Origin of the sequence: Pseudomonas sp. B10, assembly GCF_900156235.1 — a bacterium.
Lineage (GTDB): Bacteria > Pseudomonadota > Gammaproteobacteria > Pseudomonadales > Pseudomonadaceae > Aquipseudomonas > Aquipseudomonas siliginis.
Window position 1 is genome coordinate 2,656,155 of record NZ_LT707063.1, and the last position, 16,694, is coordinate 2,672,848.

The following is a 16,694-nucleotide window of genomic DNA, read 5'->3' on the forward strand; positions in this document are numbered from 1 at the left end:
TCAAGGCCGGTGCGGGTCGCTCGCGTCCGCCTTCCAGTTGAAGAATCGCCGCGTACTCAAGGGCAAGGATCGATCAAATGAATGAAATAAACGCCGTCCCCCAAAAAGCTGCAAAAGAGCTGGCCATGTTCCTGTTCTGCTCGACGGTATATCGGTTGTTTTCCGGTGCGCTGATGGTCTCGCTGACATGGACCATCCTCAACCAGGAAGAAGGCGGATATCTGCCACTGGCCCTAGCGATTTTTTGCTCGTTCATTCCGGCGTTCATCACGCCTGCGATGATCAGGCGCCTGTCGCTGCGCATGAACGGTCGGCAGATGAGCAGTTGGTTTGTGCTTGGGCTGACCGGCATCGCGCTGATATCGGGCGTGTCGCGAGATTTTACTGTCGGTTTGCTGATCACCAACCTGTTTGCCTGGCTGATGGTCATGTCGCTCGAAGCCAGCCTGGATATGTGGTTCACCCAGATTCAACGCGGCATGGATGAAACCAAGGTCCGGCGAATCAGTGGTGCAACCACGGCTACCAGTCAGGCCGCGCTGATGATCGGACCTTTGCTCGCGGCAGGCTTGATGCCGATTCTACCCGGCATGGGTTTCTCGACAGTGCTCAGCGCTGGCTTTTTTATGGTTGCGGCGATTTGCTTCACCCGCGACAGTCAACCTATAGCGGTGCAGGCAACGGCCGACGTTGCTGCACCTGCCAGGTTGCCGCTGACGCTGTTTGTGCCGATGGTATTGATCTGGCCGATCCTCGGCGCATTCAACTTCATGCTGCCAGTGTATGTGGCGAGCCACGGCTGGGCACTGTTCGAACTGGGCATACTCGATGCCGTCTTCGGCCTGGGCATGGCGCTAATCGGGGTGCTGGTAATCATTGCCAATACCGGTCGCAACCTGACGGCCTATCTGTCAGGCCTGATTGCACTGGCGCTGATCGCCACTTCGATGTGGTTGCTGCTGCCGGACAACCTGATGCTCAAGTCGCTGAGCCTGTTGATCCTCGGTATGGCATTTGGCGGTGCGCGCGTGCATATCCGCGTCGCCATCGCCTGCCGGTACAGCGAGGCGGCGGTGGGTCTGTGTGTCAGCCGGGCGAACGCCTTGGCGACACCCGTGCTGCTGCTGATACTCAGCCTGCAATTGGCCATGATCGAAAACGCCTGGCTGCTGCCCTTCCTGCTGGTGACATTGAGTGCCGCGTTGCTGTTGCAGACCTCGGCTACACGTTTCGCCCGAGGTCAGGCAGACACCGCTGCCGCAGGCGCCTGAATCAGCGCCCGGCATTGGCGTAACCCCGGTCAGGTGCCCCGGGGTTTCGCCCGCGCTGTGGCTTCAGCCACCAGCGGATCATCCGGCCAGTAATGCTTGGGGTAGCGCCCCTTCAGATCCTTCTTCACCTCGGCATAGGTGCTGCGCCAGAAGTTGGCCAGGTCCTGCGTGACCTGCACCGGCCGCCGCGCTGGCGACAGCAGATGCAGCTTGACCACTTGCCGGCCGCCGGCAATCCGTGGCGTATCGGCCAGACCAAACAGCTCTTGCAAGCGCACCGCGAGAATCGGTGGATGTTCGCTGTAATCCAGACGAATCGATGAACCCGACGGCACGCTCAAATGATGCGGCGCCAGTTCGTCGAGCTTCTGCGGCAGCGGCCACGGCAGCAGATTGCGCACGATGTTCGACAGGTCGAGGTTGGCGAAATGGCTCAGCCGCGAGACCTTGCCCAGATAGGGCATCAGCCAGTCTTCCAGGGTATTGAGCAGCGCTGCATCGCTGACATCCGGCCATTGACTGTCGTCCTGAGTGCTCAGATCGAGCTGGCGCAACATCGCCACTCGCGCCTGCCACTGGCGCAGTTCCGGCGTCCACGGCAACAATTCCAGCCCCTTGCGTCGCACCAGATTGACCAGTGCCTGACTGCGCGCGTTTTCATCCAGACCGGTCAACGGTTCGCGGCTCAAAATCAGCTCGCCGACCTTGCGCTGGCGCTCGGCACGCAGCACGCCTTCGCGTTCATCCCAATCGAGTTGGTCAACGCTGCGCACTTGCTCGGCGAGCACCGAATCGAACAGCGCCGGATCGAAATCCGCCGCCAGATAGATGCGTTCTTCGCGCTGGCCCTGACGGCTGCCGAGGTCGGCGATGACAATCCACTCATGCTTCATCAAGCTGTCGGCCTCAGCGAACAGCGCGGCGCGACCGTTGGCCAACCGGTATTCGGCACCCCCGGCACGCCGTTGCTGGGCGACGCGATCCGGGTAGGCCAGCGCCAATAGCGCGCCGAGCCAGCGCGGATGCTCGGCATCGCTGACCGGCTCGCTCGGCTTGCCGCGCAAGTAGCCGCGATATTGCCGAGCCAATTGCCGGGCACGTTGCACCCCGCCCTGCGCGCCACGACCGGCGCGCTCTTCGCCGGAAAGCAGCACCAGCCTGCTGTGCAGATCCGCACCGGCACCGCGCAAGATATCGCGCTCGCCGAGCAGCGCCGCCACATCGCAGGCCATCGCCGCCAGCCCCAGCGCCTGACCGCGCAACAGCAAATGCGCAATGCGCGGATGCGCCGGCAGTTCGGCCATGGCCTGGCCGTGGGCCGTCAGCGTGTCGCCGTGCACGGCGCCGAGGCGTTGCAGCAGATCCTGCGCTTGGGCATACGCGGCGGCGGGCGGTATGTCGAGCCAGACCAGTTCGCCCGGGGTCACGCCCCAGCGCCCGAGTTGCAAAGCGAGGCTGGCCAGATCCGCCGAGAGAATTTCCGCGCTGCCATAGGCCGCCAGTTGTTCGTGCTGATCCTGTGACCACAGGCGATAACACACGCCCGGCTCCAATCGCCCGGCGCGGCCGGCACGCTGGGTGGCGCTGGCCTTGGAGATGCGTTGAGTGTCAAGGCGGGTCATGCCGCTGCCCGGGTCGAAACGCGGCACCCGCGCCAGCCCGGCATCGATGACCACGCGCACGCCGTTGATGGTCAGGCTGGTCTCGGCGATGTTGGTTGCCAGCACCACTTTGCGCTGACCGGGCGGCGCCGGATCGATTGCCGCGCGTTGCGCATTGAGGTCGAGTTCGCCGTGCAACGGGCACAGCAAGATGTCTTTGCGCTCGCCAATGGCGTCGGCCAATTGCTGATGCACGCGACGGATCTCCGCCTGTCCCGGCAGGAACACCAACAGGCTGCCGGTCTCGTCGTGCAGCGCTTCGAGCACGATTTGGGTAACGCGCTGATCAATGTATTCACCCGGTTGGAACGGCCGGCCCCAGCGCATTGTCACCGGATACATGCGCCCTTCACTGCGCAGGATCGGCGCGTCATCGAGCAACCCGGCCAGACGCTCGCCTTCGAGGGTGGCCGACATCAGCAGAATCTTCAGCGGCTGTTCAGCGCGAAACAGCTCGCGACCGTTCAGACTGAGCGCCAGCGCCAGATCGGCGTCGAGGCTGCGTTCGCACATTTCCCCACAATGTCTTTTCTTGTCAACCTAGCAAACCCGTCTAGTATGGCCACAAGATAGAACTATGGGCTACCAATTTCAATGACAGTCATCAAATACTCAAGATCTCTACCCAACTACCCTCTCCAGTGGGTATCGGCGGAAGCTGAGGAGATAATCGGAGCGCAGATGGTCGATGCAGACGCCTCGGACAGCCAAGCTCTACGCCTGATCGAGTGCGTCGCCCACGTGTCGGAGACACCACTGGGTGCGACCTGCCTGACTGATGGCTCCATTGAAAAGGTGGTTGGATTGCTTGTGGCGGCCCTTAAAGACGGCAGCCTCGTAGAGTTAGGCACGCTGATACGCCGCAGGTACATTAAAAAATTCACATCGCTACTCGTGACTGATCCGAGCAATGACAGCTCATTCGACTCGGAGCACCTCTCAGACGGGGCTACAGAAGACTGGGAACAGATGCTTGCTGCCTGCCCGAAAGACACTCTGCGGTACTGGAATGGTTGGCCTTTGTTCAGCCGGAAGCGCCACACCAAGTACTTGAACATCCAGCAGGTCTGGATTTCCCATGGCAGCGCCTTCGCCGAGCAAGTCTACGGAGCCCTGCACAGCTACTACCTGAAACAGGCAAGGCCCGCCATCGCGGTTCACAACCGAGTCCTCAATCACATCGCCCTGAACCAAGACAAATGGCCGGTAGATGCGTTTCAAGACCCCGACAGGGTGAGCGAGCTTTTCACGGACGTGATGAACGACTCGTTCCTGGACATGTATGACCGTGAGCGTGATACCGATGCGTACGCCCGCATCTGGAACACCAGCATGTTGTGCTTTGAGCAGTCGCTAATCGCCCGAGACATCTGGGCGGCCCCCTACGATGGCTTACCCAGAGCCCCGATGAACGGAAGCGACACTCGCCACTGGCACCGCGTAGGTAAAGACGGCGGCGAGTTCATTGGCAAAACGATCACTCGTGTTCCCGTCGAGGTCACCGATGAGCAAGCCATGAAAATCTTGTTCGAGGACGTTCAGTCTGACCTGAAAACCGTGCTGGACTGGGCGCAAGACAGAGCCCATAACCTGAGAGAGCGTGCTGTGCTTCGTAGGTATATCGGGACAAGATCAGACACCAATACGGTGCTGGCAGATCACAGCCCTGGGTACATCTCTGAGTGCCGGACATTTGAAACCGACGGTTTCAGCAGCGAGACTAATTACATCAACGCCACATATGGCAAGTATCTGAAGGCAGAGCTGTCCTGCAACTTCGGTCTTCCCATCAGCCATAGCCTCTTCCCTTTTCAATTGCTACTTGTTAATCAGCAACCTGCAATAACACCAACTTTTCTTTATGACCTGCGATTGTTCAAACCAAACGGAGACCCCTACGGCTTCAGACGTATTGACGGCGTATATTATTTAACTGGCCGGAAGGATCGCCTAGGGCCTAAGAAGGCCGAACAAACCCTAGAACTAACTACTGCCGCTGCCAAACTTGTCATGCAGGTGATCCGGATCACTCAGCCGCTACGTGACCGACTCAAAAAAGATGGCAATTACGCTTGGCGATATTTGTTCCTCACCTGCGGCACGGCCATGGAGTACCCGAAAAAATTATCCCCCACCCAGCTCAACAAGGTGACTCTTTCAACCTCTACCGGGCAAAAATTCCTCTCGCAATTCTCGTATTTTACTGCCAAACGGGGCGAGGAGCTTTTCAATTTCTTGTGCAGGGTTAGCTTGGCCAGTGTACGGGCCACAGTTGGCTTAAACGTCTACATCGAAACGGGCAGTATTTCAAAAATGGCGAAAGCCCTTGGCCACACATCTCGTACTGTGACGCTGGGCCATTATCTTCCAAAGGCGATTCTTGACTTTTTTGAAGTCCGGTGGGTGCGCATATTCCAACGAAACATGGTATGCCTGGCGATGGAGGATAGCCCTTACCTCTTGCAGGCCAGCCATTTCAAAAATATGGAAGAGCTCGACACGTTCCTGAAGAATCACGCGCTGAGCGAAATCCCTTATCACATGAAAGATCCCGAAAGGAATGAGTCCGCGACGACAATCCCCGATACCGTTTACGTTCATGTCAGCGTCGGCGTTCTCACTATCCTATTGTCCCTCGAAAAGGCTGTCGAGCGAGCAAGGAAAGATACCGTTACAGCGTCACATGTCATCAGTGGCTACGCTGCGTACTGGACTCGGTTTTGCAAAGCGCTTGTGAATGACATCAACAAAAGTCATGACCGAGTGTTGAAGGGTTACTTGGAGACTGCACGTACGCATGCAAACGCTGACCTGGCTGAAGAGTTTATTTATGAAGCCGCATAGGGAAATCCCGGAGAAGCTCTCATTCCTGAAGCTGCTAAAGAGGCCTTCCTCCGAAGGCTATCGAAAAGCCCCCTGGCTGTTGAATGACTTCAGTCAAAACATTTGGCATGTGAATTTTGAATACAAGGAACCTAAACACCTAAACTGGTGCGTGAAGTTATATGATGGAACAGTGCTAACTGAGCCGAAACATGAGCGACTTCTGAGTAGCTTCAAGCACTTCGTGATTATCGCCACGAGTAATTATGGCTATTATGACGCACACACCAATGGCCTTAAAACCCAAGTGCGCAGCTACAGCATTGCCCTGAAGATAATCGATCATCTTCTGCTCAACGCCGAGGCCTATGGCCTGTTAGTGACAGGACTGGCTGGACTTAGTGACCAGAATCTCACGGGGATGCTGAATCAGTTTGCTCAGAGTAGCTCGTCTGCAGAGTCGGTATATGAATGGCCTGAACGTCTCGCCTCATTTTTGCTAAAACTCCGCTCGGCTACCTCCGATAGTGCGATCAACCAACTGCTCGCATCCTACCCTCACCTTTCGGTGGTCACCGAGCAGCAAATTGAACTGAGCCCCCTTCCAATTCCGATGGATGAAGTACCTGCAATCCGGGCCAGTTTAATTCTCAATGGTTATGCATCTAGTTGGCCACCAGAGGCGAAAGCCTCGTTCGTCAACATACCAAAAATAAGCCATCACATTTTATCATCAACTGTGAAAGCAAAGGATGTTAAAAAACCTATTTATTCGATTTTAGATATAGATAACGATGACTTCTACCGTACAGAATACGAGGCAATGCCGGTATCCACGACCGAAGGCAGCAAAATGACCGACAATATTTTCCTGGCGTATCGAAAAGTGCTGTACTCCATGGGTACACTTCACAAGCTCGGAGCCGATGCACCGTCACCTAAAAGCTTACAAGCAGTCCAAAAGTTCGTTGCTCACAATAGCAAGGTTGGAGGGTCTTTTCGAACAGCCCCTTCAGAGGTGGTGCTAAGCAGCGTTAAAAACGCTATCGAATTCCATTATAAATATGGCAGTGACATTGTCTTGTTGATGAACAGACTGCTTAAAAAATGCCAATCGGAAAACGTGACTCTCAACAAGATCACCGACAAAGATGTCATGAGCCTCTGCCCCGAGTCACTGATGGCGCTGGGAGTAAAAAAGCTGGGTATCACCGCGCTAAACGTAGGCTCACCCTATGGCCCCGTCTCGGCCAACCGAAAGGGCAGTCGAACAAACTATTACAAGAAGCTCAGGGCGAATGTTGGCTTCCTGGAGCTATTCGGCGTCTATGTGGGCTGCGTACAAATCGTCACTGGGGCAATGACCGCCCGGCGGCTTGGGGAGTTGACCGATCTCCCAGCCAAAGGGAGCTTGGACAAAAGTCGGCAATGGTTGAAGTTTTGGCTGCGCAAAAGCAGTCGAGGAATGATGGGGCGGCGTAAAAGCATCATGCGCCCCGTTGAGCCTGTGGCTGCGGAGATGATTGGCAATCTCGAAGCGTATCATCAGACGCTTCTTGAGACTGGTTTCACCGATAAAGACCTGCCGCTGTTTTCGTCTCCCGCGTTGACTGCAAAGGGCACGATCAGCTCCGGAGTGTCCGCCTACCTGAGAAATCTTGATCTGTTCTGCGACTACTTTGAGACGGCCCTTTGCGACGGCAAACGCTACTACCTGCGTCAACACCAGCTCCGTCGGTTCTTCGCCATGTTGTTCTTTCACTGCGCCCAAGATGGCGATGAGTCGACAATCCGATGGATGCTGGGGCACGTTGACCTGGAACACCTGTGGCACTATATCAACGAAAATATTGATGGCACGATTCTGGCCGGCGCCAAGGCGCACCACCTCGCACAACAGATCTATACAAAAGGCGAAGAGGGTTACACAGACCTCATGGATCTGATCAATGAAACCTACGGCACGCAGACCTATATCAAAGGTGATGCGGCGAAGCTGGAAGAGCGCATCGAGCAGTTGGTGAACAACGGCTTGGTCGATGCTGAACCTGAGTTCATTTTGCAACCAGGTGGCACCAAATTGAGAATTGTGACGACAGTCCGGAGAAATATTCATGAACAGGACTGAGAAATACAGAGCCGAGGGCCAGGCCGCAATCAATTCACTCAGGGAATTCTTGTATTACGTTATTTCCAATCCGGAGGAATTCAACGCCCGTGCAGACCTTGTTAAGGCCCTTGGGAGCCAAGGGGGCATGGTTTCGCTCAACGACCAGATCGACACAAAAAAGGGATCGATCAAGCTAGTCCCCATGTCACTCAACACCGCTAAAAAACATGCGTCCACTTGTCTACCTCAAGGCTTTGAAACCCTTGAAAAGCTTCGAGCTGAAGCCCTTTCAACACTTTCAGCCTTGGCTGCCGCTCCTGCAAAGAAATTGACCAAAGAGGGCTTGAAGAGACAAAAGACGACCCTTGAGGGTGAAGTTGAATCGCTGATAAATTCAAACTTTGTCCTTTTGCAGTGCGTCTCTATAGCCATGGGTGCTCTCGAATCTGTTCGAACAGAACAAGATAGGCAACAACGAGAAAAAATAATTCTTGATACGAGTGCAACATTGAGAGCAGCACTCAGCATAAACAAGCCACCTTTTAACTCCCCCGTATCAGACACTAACGTGACCCCCATCGGGAAAGGGCGGGCAAAGAAATGAGCACAGACTCGATTAAGACCCGAAGAATTGTCAAGAAAGTTACGCTCTTCGGCCATTACTCCCTGAACCGTCTTGCCGTCAAGGAAGCTGATAATCTCACATTTCTCTACTGGCCCAACGGTAAGCCTTGCCACCTCGCTAATCTCTACATGATCTCGCTACGAAATCGCGTCAGCATGGGCCGCAGAAGCGGACTGGCGCGTCGAGGTAAAGGAGGTGGTACGATCGGTGGATATGCACACAAAATAAATAAATTACTGAAATTTGCTTTTTATCTAGGAATAGATCTGACTGATTTGAATGACGGACTGTTTAGCGACTTCATTGAAGATCTTAGAGTAGAAAAAAGCCAAAGATACACCTCTGAACTCGCCAGGAACGAAAACACTCTTCACGACATAGGCAGCGCGTGCCTTTATTTTCTTGAATTTATAGGCTCCCTATTTGAGAATGACAGATTCGTCGCAAAAAATGGGATTATCAAAGCCTACCAAGAAAAGGTCAAAAATCCCGCAGGATACGACATATTTGTCTGGAGACATCACTCTTTCAGTTCTGGCGAGGCAGGTGAGAAACGTAAACCTATAGATCAGCGAACAGTAAAAGATTTACGTGAAACAGCAAACAAACTTCCAACATCTGACCATATTGCCGCGCGAACGCAACTTATAATATCGATGCTTGAGAACCTCGGGTGCCGTAGAGATGAATTAGCGGAAGTATTAGTAGAAAGCGTTCTAGAGGCCATGACAATGAAGTTTCCCAGCCTGAAAATGATCACACTCAAGCGGGGCAAGCCACATGTCAGAACAGTGCCGGTCAGTCGCATGCTGCTGAATGAAGTATACAACTATATTGAGCTGTATAGGATAGACGTCATTGACAGGTGTCTAAAGGGAAAAGATCACGGCTTTCTTCTGGTTGCCGAGACCACTGGACAGCCCTACAGCCCGGATAGCATCACCAATGAAATCCGTTTACTTAGGAAAAAGGCAAATATAAGCGAGCCGGCCACTGCTCACCTATTTAGACACGCCTTCATTACAAATCTATTTGCGCTAATGATCGAGAGGCACCGTTTCAAAGATGAGGGTAGTTTCAAGAACCAGTTCATAAGCGATACGTTCTTCAAACATCAAATCCTTCAATTGACGGGGCAAAAGACCCTCGCGGCATTAGACACCTACATCAATATAGCCTTCGCACGTGTCAATAACTATACAGCATCCGTATCTGCTGCTGATCTGTTAAGAATCCATAGACAATTCGATGATTATTTTGATCGTTTGCTTTCAGACTACACCGATGGCCGAATGTCCAAAGATAAGTTCTATAGTGCACTGGCCACGCTAAGAGCCGCACGCGATTCTGACTACGAGGGCGCCGAAGAACTAGAGACCAGGTTCAGAGATGGCACCTCCGGCACGCTATTCCCAGAGTAGTGTCGTTACCGACAATCCCCCCATTGAACTCATTTCTTCATCCTAGGAACACCGGAGGGCCTTTCTAAGGTTAAAAGCTGCCTGAGCAGAACCCTCTGCGGCGACTGAATAGCATGGTAAATATCCTCGGAACGTGGACATTCCCCCCGACAAAATCACATACGAGAACGATTACGTCCCGCGAGGCTTCGCCCGCGCCGTGGCCTCTGCCACAAGGGGATTTTCGGGCCAATAGTGCTTGGTATCAACTGACCGCTCTATAGATTGACAGCTTGCAACCCCTTAAAAATAAGGCCATTGCCGAATCAATATGCGACACTGATTGACCGTCAACCCATGCGACACTGATTGACAGAAATCTAATAGGCACGCCGCCTGATTGACACTCGATCCAGCGCGACCTCCGGCATAGGCGGGACAGGATTGACACTTCGTCACGGTAGGTATGCGACAGGATGACTCCGACATCCTTATAAAATGAGAAATGAGCTCTGACTCACAACGTTACGCGCCCACCAAGCCTGCACTTAATCTAAGCGAGAATTTGCTCAAAAAGAGACTTAGAGACTTCCCCTACATAGAGCCTTAACGCTTCGTGATGTGATAGCCACCTGTGGGCTAGGATTCTCGATCTCACTCATACCAGATCGACAATCCAGCAAGCACGAGCGACTATCTTAACTCCGCGTACGGCTGTTTTTAGAATGGCAGCCGAACTACCAAGTGTTGCCGTGCAACTCTAGCCGATTGCCGATCAAAAATCGTAGGAGCAATAAAATCAGTGAAAGAATTCACCAGTCTGGTGTCAAATATTGCCGTATTTCACGATGAGGAAAGACATTTCCTAGAGGCCTTGACACGTTGGAATTATTTTCCAAATCAAAAAGATTCCGCAACTGAATTACCTCCATGCTTCTCAACAAGTAGATTCACTCCAGAAATTGCTGAGGAGCTAGCAGCCATAAATTTAAGCCGAGAGAGAAAAACCTACTGGTTCGACCTTGTGGAATACAAGGCCACACGATTTAACAATGTTCCACGGGTGCTCAGCCTTATACATCCCCTCGCCTACGCAAGGATATATTCAAACCTGAAGAAAAACAGGCTAGAAATACTCGAATCAATGAAAGATGAAAACAGCATCATCACTGCCGAACAGCATAATGATGGCCGCATGTTTATCATGAATTATGAAGACCATGAAACAAAAACAAAAAACACTTTGGAAATTAGTTTTGGTGCGAGTTTTAGAGCTCATGCTGACGTAGCCAATTGCTTTGGTTCTATCTACACACACTCTCTAGAATGGGCCATTCAAGGTTATGAAAAGGCCAAAGAGCGGCTACAAGAACGTGGAGGAGAAAAGCACTGGAGCTCGACCCTCGACATATCGCTGCGCAACGCGAAACGCAACGAGACTTCCGGCCTACCTGTTGGCCCTAGCTCCTCAAGCATTGCGGTGGAAATAGTTCTGGCTGCGGTTGATAGAGAGCTCGCGGGAAAGTTTCGCTTTGTACGTTACATTGATGATTATACGGCCTATTGCGAAACACATATTCAGGCTCAGGAATTCATTCGTGCCCTGAGCATCGCCCTGTCTCGATACCGTTTAACGCTAAATCTCAGCAAAACAAAAATAACCGAGCTACCGGAACCGCTGGTGGACTCCTGGGTTACCAAATTAGCTAATGCCACCCCGTGGAGAACCGATTCCAACGGAGTCTTGACCCTCTTCACTCATGAGGCCATAAATTTTCTTGACTATGCCGTACATTTAAACAGGGCAGTGCCTGATGGTAGTGTATTGAAGCTAGCTGCAGGACTAATTTGCCATAGAGCTCAGGGTGATACAGCCGCCACAGTATTTCAATACATTCTCAGCCTAAGCTGGCACTACCCAATACTCTTGCCACTTCTTGAAAAGATCGACGCTACTTCGGACTACTATGACAAAGAGGCCGTCACTGCAAAGCTAAATGGAATCCTCGAAACCAATGCGTTACATCGCCGTTCGGACGGTATGTGCTGGGCGCTATATTATTTGAAGCAGCTAAGCTCACGCCCAACTGCTGAAAACATCGAATTGGTTATTCAGACGAGTGATGCAACAGCGATTGCTCTGCTCAGTATTTTCGAATCCGCTACAGATGCTGTAGTTGCGCATGCTCGCCAGGTGATTGAAAACTGCACCCTGTACGAACTTGATCAAAATTGGATTCTGCTTTATCAGCTTTTCCTCTATGAAAAAATAGAGAATCCCTACATGGATGATCCTACCTTCGAAATTCTTAAAAAGCATGACGTCCAGTTCCTCAACCCTCCTAAGAAAGCTTCCAAGGCTGAAGACTATTGCTTTTATTACTCGAACCCATTTAGAGAAGAAAATGAATTACCGGTAGGGTTCCAGGATTACCTAGACGGGAAGTATTGACCATTGCTTTTTTCACAACCAAGGCACGCTTGCCGTGCCCCCTCTGCCGTCAGGCTTTGGCCCGAAGAGGCCTTTGCCAATGTGAGAAGCGCCCTCCCCTGTCGCTTCTCGCCCGACGTTGCATAGCTGTTCGAGAATTCATCCAATATGGCTAATATTCAAGCTGTCACTCCTCCTCCTGATGACTCAGAAAATCAAAGGTGGTAAGCGTGTCGCAGTTTAGGCAGTGGTACATACTCGACGCGTCTTGAAAGTGCATGCCGCAGAAACTTCCGCAGAAAGGGCAGCACTCGTTCCATTCCTGGTTGCCCCAACTCCAGACGCCGAGATACTCGGGCACGCCATCCCGATCATTACCGATGACTTCGAAAGAATCGTCGGTCGTACCGACAAAACCATCGATGCCGAAATGCTCAAGGATCGGCAAGATGTCGGAAGGATCCAGATCGAACCATTCGCCAGTACGACGAAGGTGAGAGAGGTTCTGATGGATCTCCTTCTCCAGTCGCACGTCATCATCTGTACGAATCCACCCCAGAAGTAAAAGCTTCCTCGGATTCCCGGTTTGAAGGCCTTTTCTGCGGCGCTCGATGTCCTTGGCCCGACCTATCTTGACCTTCTCATTACTATCTTCAATGAAAAAATAGATCATTTCCGCTCCTTTCTTACGCCTGCGATTCCCTGTCTTTCAGCATCGGCAAAGAGATCTTCTGCCCTGGTGATGTATTAGTGCACGCAGCAGGGGCCATCGTCATTATTGGCCGCGTTATTCGCTCAGTTTAATGTCCCCAAATAGGGCCATTAAGCCCAAAAATTATGGTTAATGTGCCGTATTAGGGACGTTAGCCTGGCTCGTCACACGGGACATATCCGCAGCACTCGGCGTCCAGACGGCGGTTAATACTCTTAGTCGCTAGGCTCATGACGAGCCCAGCGCAACGCAGCTATCGACATGAATTGCCTAATCGCCAGCGCTCCCCGTTCATTTCTGGCTTTCGAGCCAGGCAAGGTCAGTGCTACCTCTACCTTGGCACGAGTCGCTTCGTACATTGCAAATGCGTTGAACTCAGAATCAAGCAGTACCAAGAGCACAGTATCAAAGGGTTGTCGTAGATCAATTGCACCCATACGGCCCGTAATCTTTTGCGGGTTCAGGATACAGCGCCCCTTGATCTGGATTCTCGCGACGCCAACTTCCAGCGTCTCTGTAGCGTCGTAACCTGCCTGCCTTGCAGGATGTAGTAACAGGCCGAGTCTTGTAGCAGCTTCGTACTCTGCGATCTCGCCTGTCACGCCCAGCGGCTTGCCGGTCAGGCGATAGAATCTACGCGCGAGCACCTTGGCCTCTTTCAAGATCTCTAGGATTTCATCCTGAATCAATGCAGCCTGCTGAGGTTCGTTGCCATGACTGAGTTCAGTCATCTGCAAACGCCTCGAGCGCAGTGAGCAGCTTGGCAAGCTCAGACAGGTTGGCTGCCGTCACGATGTCATATTCTCCTCGACTACTCATCCGATACACCTCTCGTGCCTTTTTAACTCGTTCGAGAAGAGGGACGACTACGCCTGATGCTTGCTGTAGGAAATCATTAATGTCCGCACGTTTTTGAGAAATCTTATAACCCTTGATGGCACTGAAGATAATTACCTCCGCATCGCGAGGTTTTACAATGCCACTGGAGCGAATTCTCTGGTCGTTTACCTCTCCGAAACCACTGTCTTTGACCCAGCTAATCACTTGCTGTACTGCTGATTCCCATAAGTCGGCGTTTCGGGCTTCACGATCTTTACGAAGCCATGCTGGGTTACGTGGTGACACGCATTGCAGGTGTTGACAAGGGTCTCATAAGCGTTCCGAAATGCGGTTGGATCTTTCGCCTCAACGACGCTGTCCAGATGATTCAGGACAGGCCACAACATGGATTGAGTCAGGGTGGCTACATCGTAATCTTCCACGCCGCGATATTCGATGACGGAGCCATCGGCTACTACCCAAGACGCCTTGCGCAGCTTCCAGAGGTACCACCCCGCCAGCTCCCAGTTTTCTTCTGTTCCGGCAAAGTAGAGCTTGTCCGCATAGCGCTGGTAGTCGGCCATCACATCGACCATGCGGAAGCTGTGCGTGAGCCGCTTCTCCAAGCTAAATATGTACCATGCCGTTCCTCCCACGAGGGCGACTGTCAAAGCTGAAACCGCTAGCCATTTGATCTTCTTCATCACTTCCACATTCTGCTGATTTTGCAATGCTTTCCGAGATACGCTTTTTTGTTGATACAAGGAACTAGCCCCAGGCACTTCTGGATAAGTGCCATTAGTGCCCCTCGATCAACTCCCCAAACAACTCTCTGACCTTGACCTTGGCATCCGCCAGCGCGACTCGACCTTCATCGGTTATTTCGTACATGCGCCGCTCACGTCGCCCGGTGCGTTCATGGTGCGAGCGCAGGTAGCCCTTCTTCTCCAAGCTATGCAGCATCGGATACAACGTACCCGCACTGAGTTCGTAACCGTGGTGTCGCAGCTCTTCGATGATGCCTAGTCCGAAGATGGGTTCCTCTGCGGCGTGGTGCAGGATGTGCAAACGGATCAGCCCGCCGTAAAGGTCTTTGTCGGTCATTCGTTGCACCTCACAAAACGATACTCAACAGCCCGCCCACGACGCCACTACCGACCACAACCAGCCACGGCGGCAGCTTCCAGAACATCAGGGCGACCATAGCCACAAGTGCTAATCCAAAGTCTTGTGGAGCGTGAATCGCACTTGTCCATACAGGGTTATAAAGGGCTGCCAGCAGCAGGCCAACCACGGCAGCATTAATGCCTAAAAGTGCAGCTTGTGTGCGGACGTTACGGCGCAGGCGCTCCCAGAATGGCAACGCCCCCACTACCAGCAGAAAGGATGGCGCGAAGATCGCTAGCAAACAGACCAGGCCACCCAACCAGCCGGAGGGGGCATTGTTCATTGAGGCACCGAGAAACGCCGCAAAGGTGAACAGAGGCCCAGGGACGGCCTGCGCCGCACCATAGCCCGCCAAAAATGATTCATTGCTGACCCAGCCGGTAGGCACGACCTCGGCTTGCAACAGTGGCAACACGACATGCCCGCCACCAAATACCAGTGCCCCTGCACGGTAGAAAGCATCCACCATCAACAGCGTCTGATTCGGGAACACGGCCGACAGCAACGGCAATCCCATCAGCAGGGCAAAGAACAGCGTCAACCACAGGAGGCCAATTCGACGTCTGACAACAATCGGCAGAGGATCATGCACTGAGTCTTGCTGAGGCTTGAACAGCGAGAGCCCAATTATCGCTGCGATGGCGATGACCCCTAACTGTCCCAATGCAGTCGGCATTAGAAGAACGAAGCAGGCCGCAGCAGCCATGATAGTGATGCGCGGCGCATCCGGGCAAAGATTGCGAGCCATCCCCCATACAGCTTGTGCCACTACGGCTACGGCCACCACCTTCAAACCATGCAGAACGCCAGTAGGCATCGCATCGCCGTAACTGGCGATGCCCAGAGCAAACAGAATTAGGGCAATCGCAGACGGCAGAGTGAAGCCCGCCCACGCGGCCAACGCCCCGGCATAGCCAGATCGGGAAAGCCCGAGTGCGATCCCGACCTGGCTGCTGGCTGGCCCTGGCAGGAACTGGCAGAGAGCTACCAAATCCGCATAGCTGCGCTCGCTCAGCCACTGCCGCCGCGTCACGAATTCATCGCGGAAGTAGCCCAAGTGGGCAATGGGGCCACCGAAAGAGGTAAGGCCCAATCGTAAGAAGATCAGAAAGACAGCCCAAGGGCTGCGGTCAATTCCAGTGGTATCGGCCATGGTTACTCCTTCATCTGTAGCAGTGTTGGACGCTAATAATCGTATTACGATATCGAAACACGATATAGGGTGAGCACCATGGAACTCGTACTAATCGGGATTGCGGCCCTGCTGGCATCTGGACTGACCTTGTTCTCCGGTTCCGGGCTGGGCACGATCCCGATGCCGATCTTCGCCCTGTTCTTCCCGCTGCCGCTCGCCATCGCGGCAACTGCCGTAGTGCATTTCGCAGACGACCTCTTCAAGTTTGACCTTATGGCGCGGCAGGCAAACTGGTCGGTCATAGTGAGATGTGCCGTGCCGGGAGCCATCATGGCAATCCTTGGCGCAGGTTCCCTGACGTTCTTCGACCAGCTACCACTCCTTTGGCATTACACCATCGCAGGCACGGATCTCGAGACCACAGCGGTTAGAGCCGTCATAGGCAGTTTGATCGTATTGTTCGCACTGCTAGAACTGTCCCCGCGCGTCTAGGTGCTGGCCTTTCCTCCCAGCTGGCTTCCAATTGGCGGGGCAATCTCA

General features: G+C 53.3%; 13 protein-coding genes and 1 pseudogene. 7 read left to right on the top strand and 7 right to left on the bottom strand.

The window, feature by feature from the left end; all coding sequences use genetic code 11:
* The first annotated feature begins 77 nt into the window (after positions 1–77).
* Positions 78–1,271 (top strand): hypothetical protein, encoded by a 1,194-nt coding sequence (locus BXA01_RS11935; protein WP_076564204.1) that lies wholly within the window; start codon positions 78–80, stop codon positions 1,269–1,271.
* 29 nt (positions 1,272–1,300) lie between these two features.
* Here BXA01_RS11935 and hrpB read toward each other — a convergent pair.
* A pseudogene (gene hrpB / locus BXA01_RS11940) lies at positions 1,301–3,448 on the bottom strand (ATP-dependent helicase HrpB); the annotation flags it as partial.
* Between the two features lie 165 nt (positions 3,449–3,613).
* On the opposite strand from hrpB, the gene BXA01_RS11945 reads away from it, so the two are divergent.
* The 5 genes from BXA01_RS11945 to drt4 all read left to right on the top strand — a co-directional run bounded on the left by BXA01_RS11945 (position 3,614) and on the right by drt4 (position 12,342).
* Positions 3,614–5,776, top strand: coding sequence for a hypothetical protein (locus BXA01_RS11945; RefSeq protein WP_231991028.1), 2,163 nt, complete (start codon positions 3,614–3,616; stop codon positions 5,774–5,776).
* The gene (locus BXA01_RS11950; RefSeq protein ID WP_231991029.1) at positions 5,730–7,883 is read left to right on the top strand and encodes a site-specific recombinase; all 2,154 of its coding nucleotides are present in this window, start codon (positions 5,730–5,732) and stop codon (positions 7,881–7,883) included. Before BXA01_RS11945 ends, BXA01_RS11950 begins: the two co-directional genes overlap by 47 nt.
* Entirely contained in the window at positions 7,870–8,469 is a 600-nt protein-coding gene (locus tag BXA01_RS11955) for a hypothetical protein (protein ID WP_076564208.1), read from the top strand. Before BXA01_RS11950 ends, BXA01_RS11955 begins: the two co-directional genes overlap by 14 nt.
* Positions 8,466–9,911: a site-specific integrase gene (locus BXA01_RS11960; RefSeq protein ID WP_076564209.1), complete on the top strand. Its 1,446-nt coding sequence runs from the start codon at positions 8,466–8,468 to the stop codon at positions 9,909–9,911. The genes BXA01_RS11955 and BXA01_RS11960 overlap by 4 nt, the downstream gene beginning before the upstream one ends.
* A 781-nt stretch (positions 9,912–10,692) precedes the next feature.
* Positions 10,693–12,342: an antiviral reverse transcriptase Drt4 gene (drt4, locus tag BXA01_RS11965; RefSeq protein ID WP_231991030.1), complete on the top strand. Its 1,650-nt coding sequence runs from the start codon at positions 10,693–10,695 to the stop codon at positions 12,340–12,342.
* 166 nt (positions 12,343–12,508) lie between these two features.
* Here drt4 and BXA01_RS11970 read toward each other — a convergent pair whose 3' ends face one another.
* The 6 genes from BXA01_RS11970 to chrA all read right to left on the bottom strand — a co-directional run bounded on the left by BXA01_RS11970 (position 12,509) and on the right by chrA (position 16,172).
* Positions 12,509–12,994 (bottom strand): GIY-YIG nuclease family protein, encoded by a 486-nt coding sequence (locus BXA01_RS11970; protein ID WP_076564210.1) that lies wholly within the window; start codon positions 12,992–12,994, stop codon positions 12,509–12,511.
* 254 nt (positions 12,995–13,248) lie between these two features.
* Positions 13,249–13,764: a hypothetical protein gene (locus BXA01_RS11975; protein WP_076564211.1), complete on the bottom strand. Its 516-nt coding sequence runs from the start codon at positions 13,762–13,764 to the stop codon at positions 13,249–13,251.
* Entirely contained in the window at positions 13,757–14,077 is a 321-nt protein-coding gene (locus BXA01_RS11980; RefSeq protein WP_231991031.1) for a hypothetical protein, read from the bottom strand. Before BXA01_RS11980 ends, BXA01_RS11975 begins: the two co-directional genes overlap by 8 nt.
* Positions 14,074–14,616, bottom strand: coding sequence for a hypothetical protein (locus BXA01_RS11985; protein WP_157115963.1), 543 nt, complete (start codon positions 14,614–14,616; stop codon positions 14,074–14,076). Before BXA01_RS11985 ends, BXA01_RS11980 begins: the two co-directional genes overlap by 4 nt.
* A 34-nt stretch (positions 14,617–14,650) precedes the next feature.
* Positions 14,651–14,956, bottom strand: coding sequence for a PadR family transcriptional regulator (locus BXA01_RS11990; protein ID WP_076564213.1), 306 nt, complete (start codon positions 14,954–14,956; stop codon positions 14,651–14,653).
* A gap of 10 nt (positions 14,957–14,966) precedes the next feature.
* Complete coding sequence (chrA, locus tag BXA01_RS11995; protein WP_076564214.1) at positions 14,967–16,172, bottom strand: chromate efflux transporter; 1,206 nt, start codon at positions 16,170–16,172, stop codon at positions 14,967–14,969.
* A gap of 78 nt (positions 16,173–16,250) precedes the next feature.
* Between chrA and BXA01_RS27115 the strand changes: the two genes are divergently transcribed.
* Positions 16,251–16,646: a hypothetical protein gene (locus tag BXA01_RS27115; protein ID WP_177345029.1), complete on the top strand. Its 396-nt coding sequence runs from the start codon at positions 16,251–16,253 to the stop codon at positions 16,644–16,646.
* The last annotated feature ends 48 nt before the right edge of the window (positions 16,647–16,694 follow it).

What these genes read in the sequence shown, in the direction of transcription:
- BXA01_RS11935 (WP_076564204.1), top strand. Translation starts at nt 78, where the DNA reads ATGAATGAAATAAACGCCGTCCCCCAAAAAGCTGCAAAAGAGCTGGCC.
- BXA01_RS11945 (WP_231991028.1), top strand. Translation starts at nt 3,614, where the DNA reads ATGGTCGATGCAGACGCCTCGGACAGCCAAGCTCTACGCCTGATCGAG.
- BXA01_RS11950 (WP_231991029.1), top strand. Translation starts at nt 5,730, where the DNA reads ATGCAAACGCTGACCTGGCTGAAGAGTTTATTTATGAAGCCGCATAGG.
- BXA01_RS11955 (WP_076564208.1), top strand. Translation starts at nt 7,870, where the DNA reads ATGAACAGGACTGAGAAATACAGAGCCGAGGGCCAGGCCGCAATCAAT.
- BXA01_RS11960 (WP_076564209.1), top strand. Translation starts at nt 8,466, where the DNA reads ATGAGCACAGACTCGATTAAGACCCGAAGAATTGTCAAGAAAGTTACG.
- BXA01_RS11970 (WP_076564210.1), bottom strand. Translation starts at nt 12,994, where the DNA reads ATGATCTATTTTTTCATTGAAGATAGTAATGAGAAGGTCAAGATAGGT.
- BXA01_RS11975 (WP_076564211.1), bottom strand. Translation starts at nt 13,764, where the DNA reads ATGACTGAACTCAGTCATGGCAACGAACCTCAGCAGGCTGCATTGATT.
- BXA01_RS11990 (WP_076564213.1), bottom strand. Translation starts at nt 14,956, where the DNA reads ATGACCGACAAAGACCTTTACGGCGGGCTGATCCGTTTGCACATCCTG.
- chrA (WP_076564214.1), bottom strand. Translation starts at nt 16,172, where the DNA reads ATGGCCGATACCACTGGAATTGACCGCAGCCCTTGGGCTGTCTTTCTG.
- BXA01_RS27115 (WP_177345029.1), top strand. Translation starts at nt 16,251, where the DNA reads ATGGAACTCGTACTAATCGGGATTGCGGCCCTGCTGGCATCTGGACTG.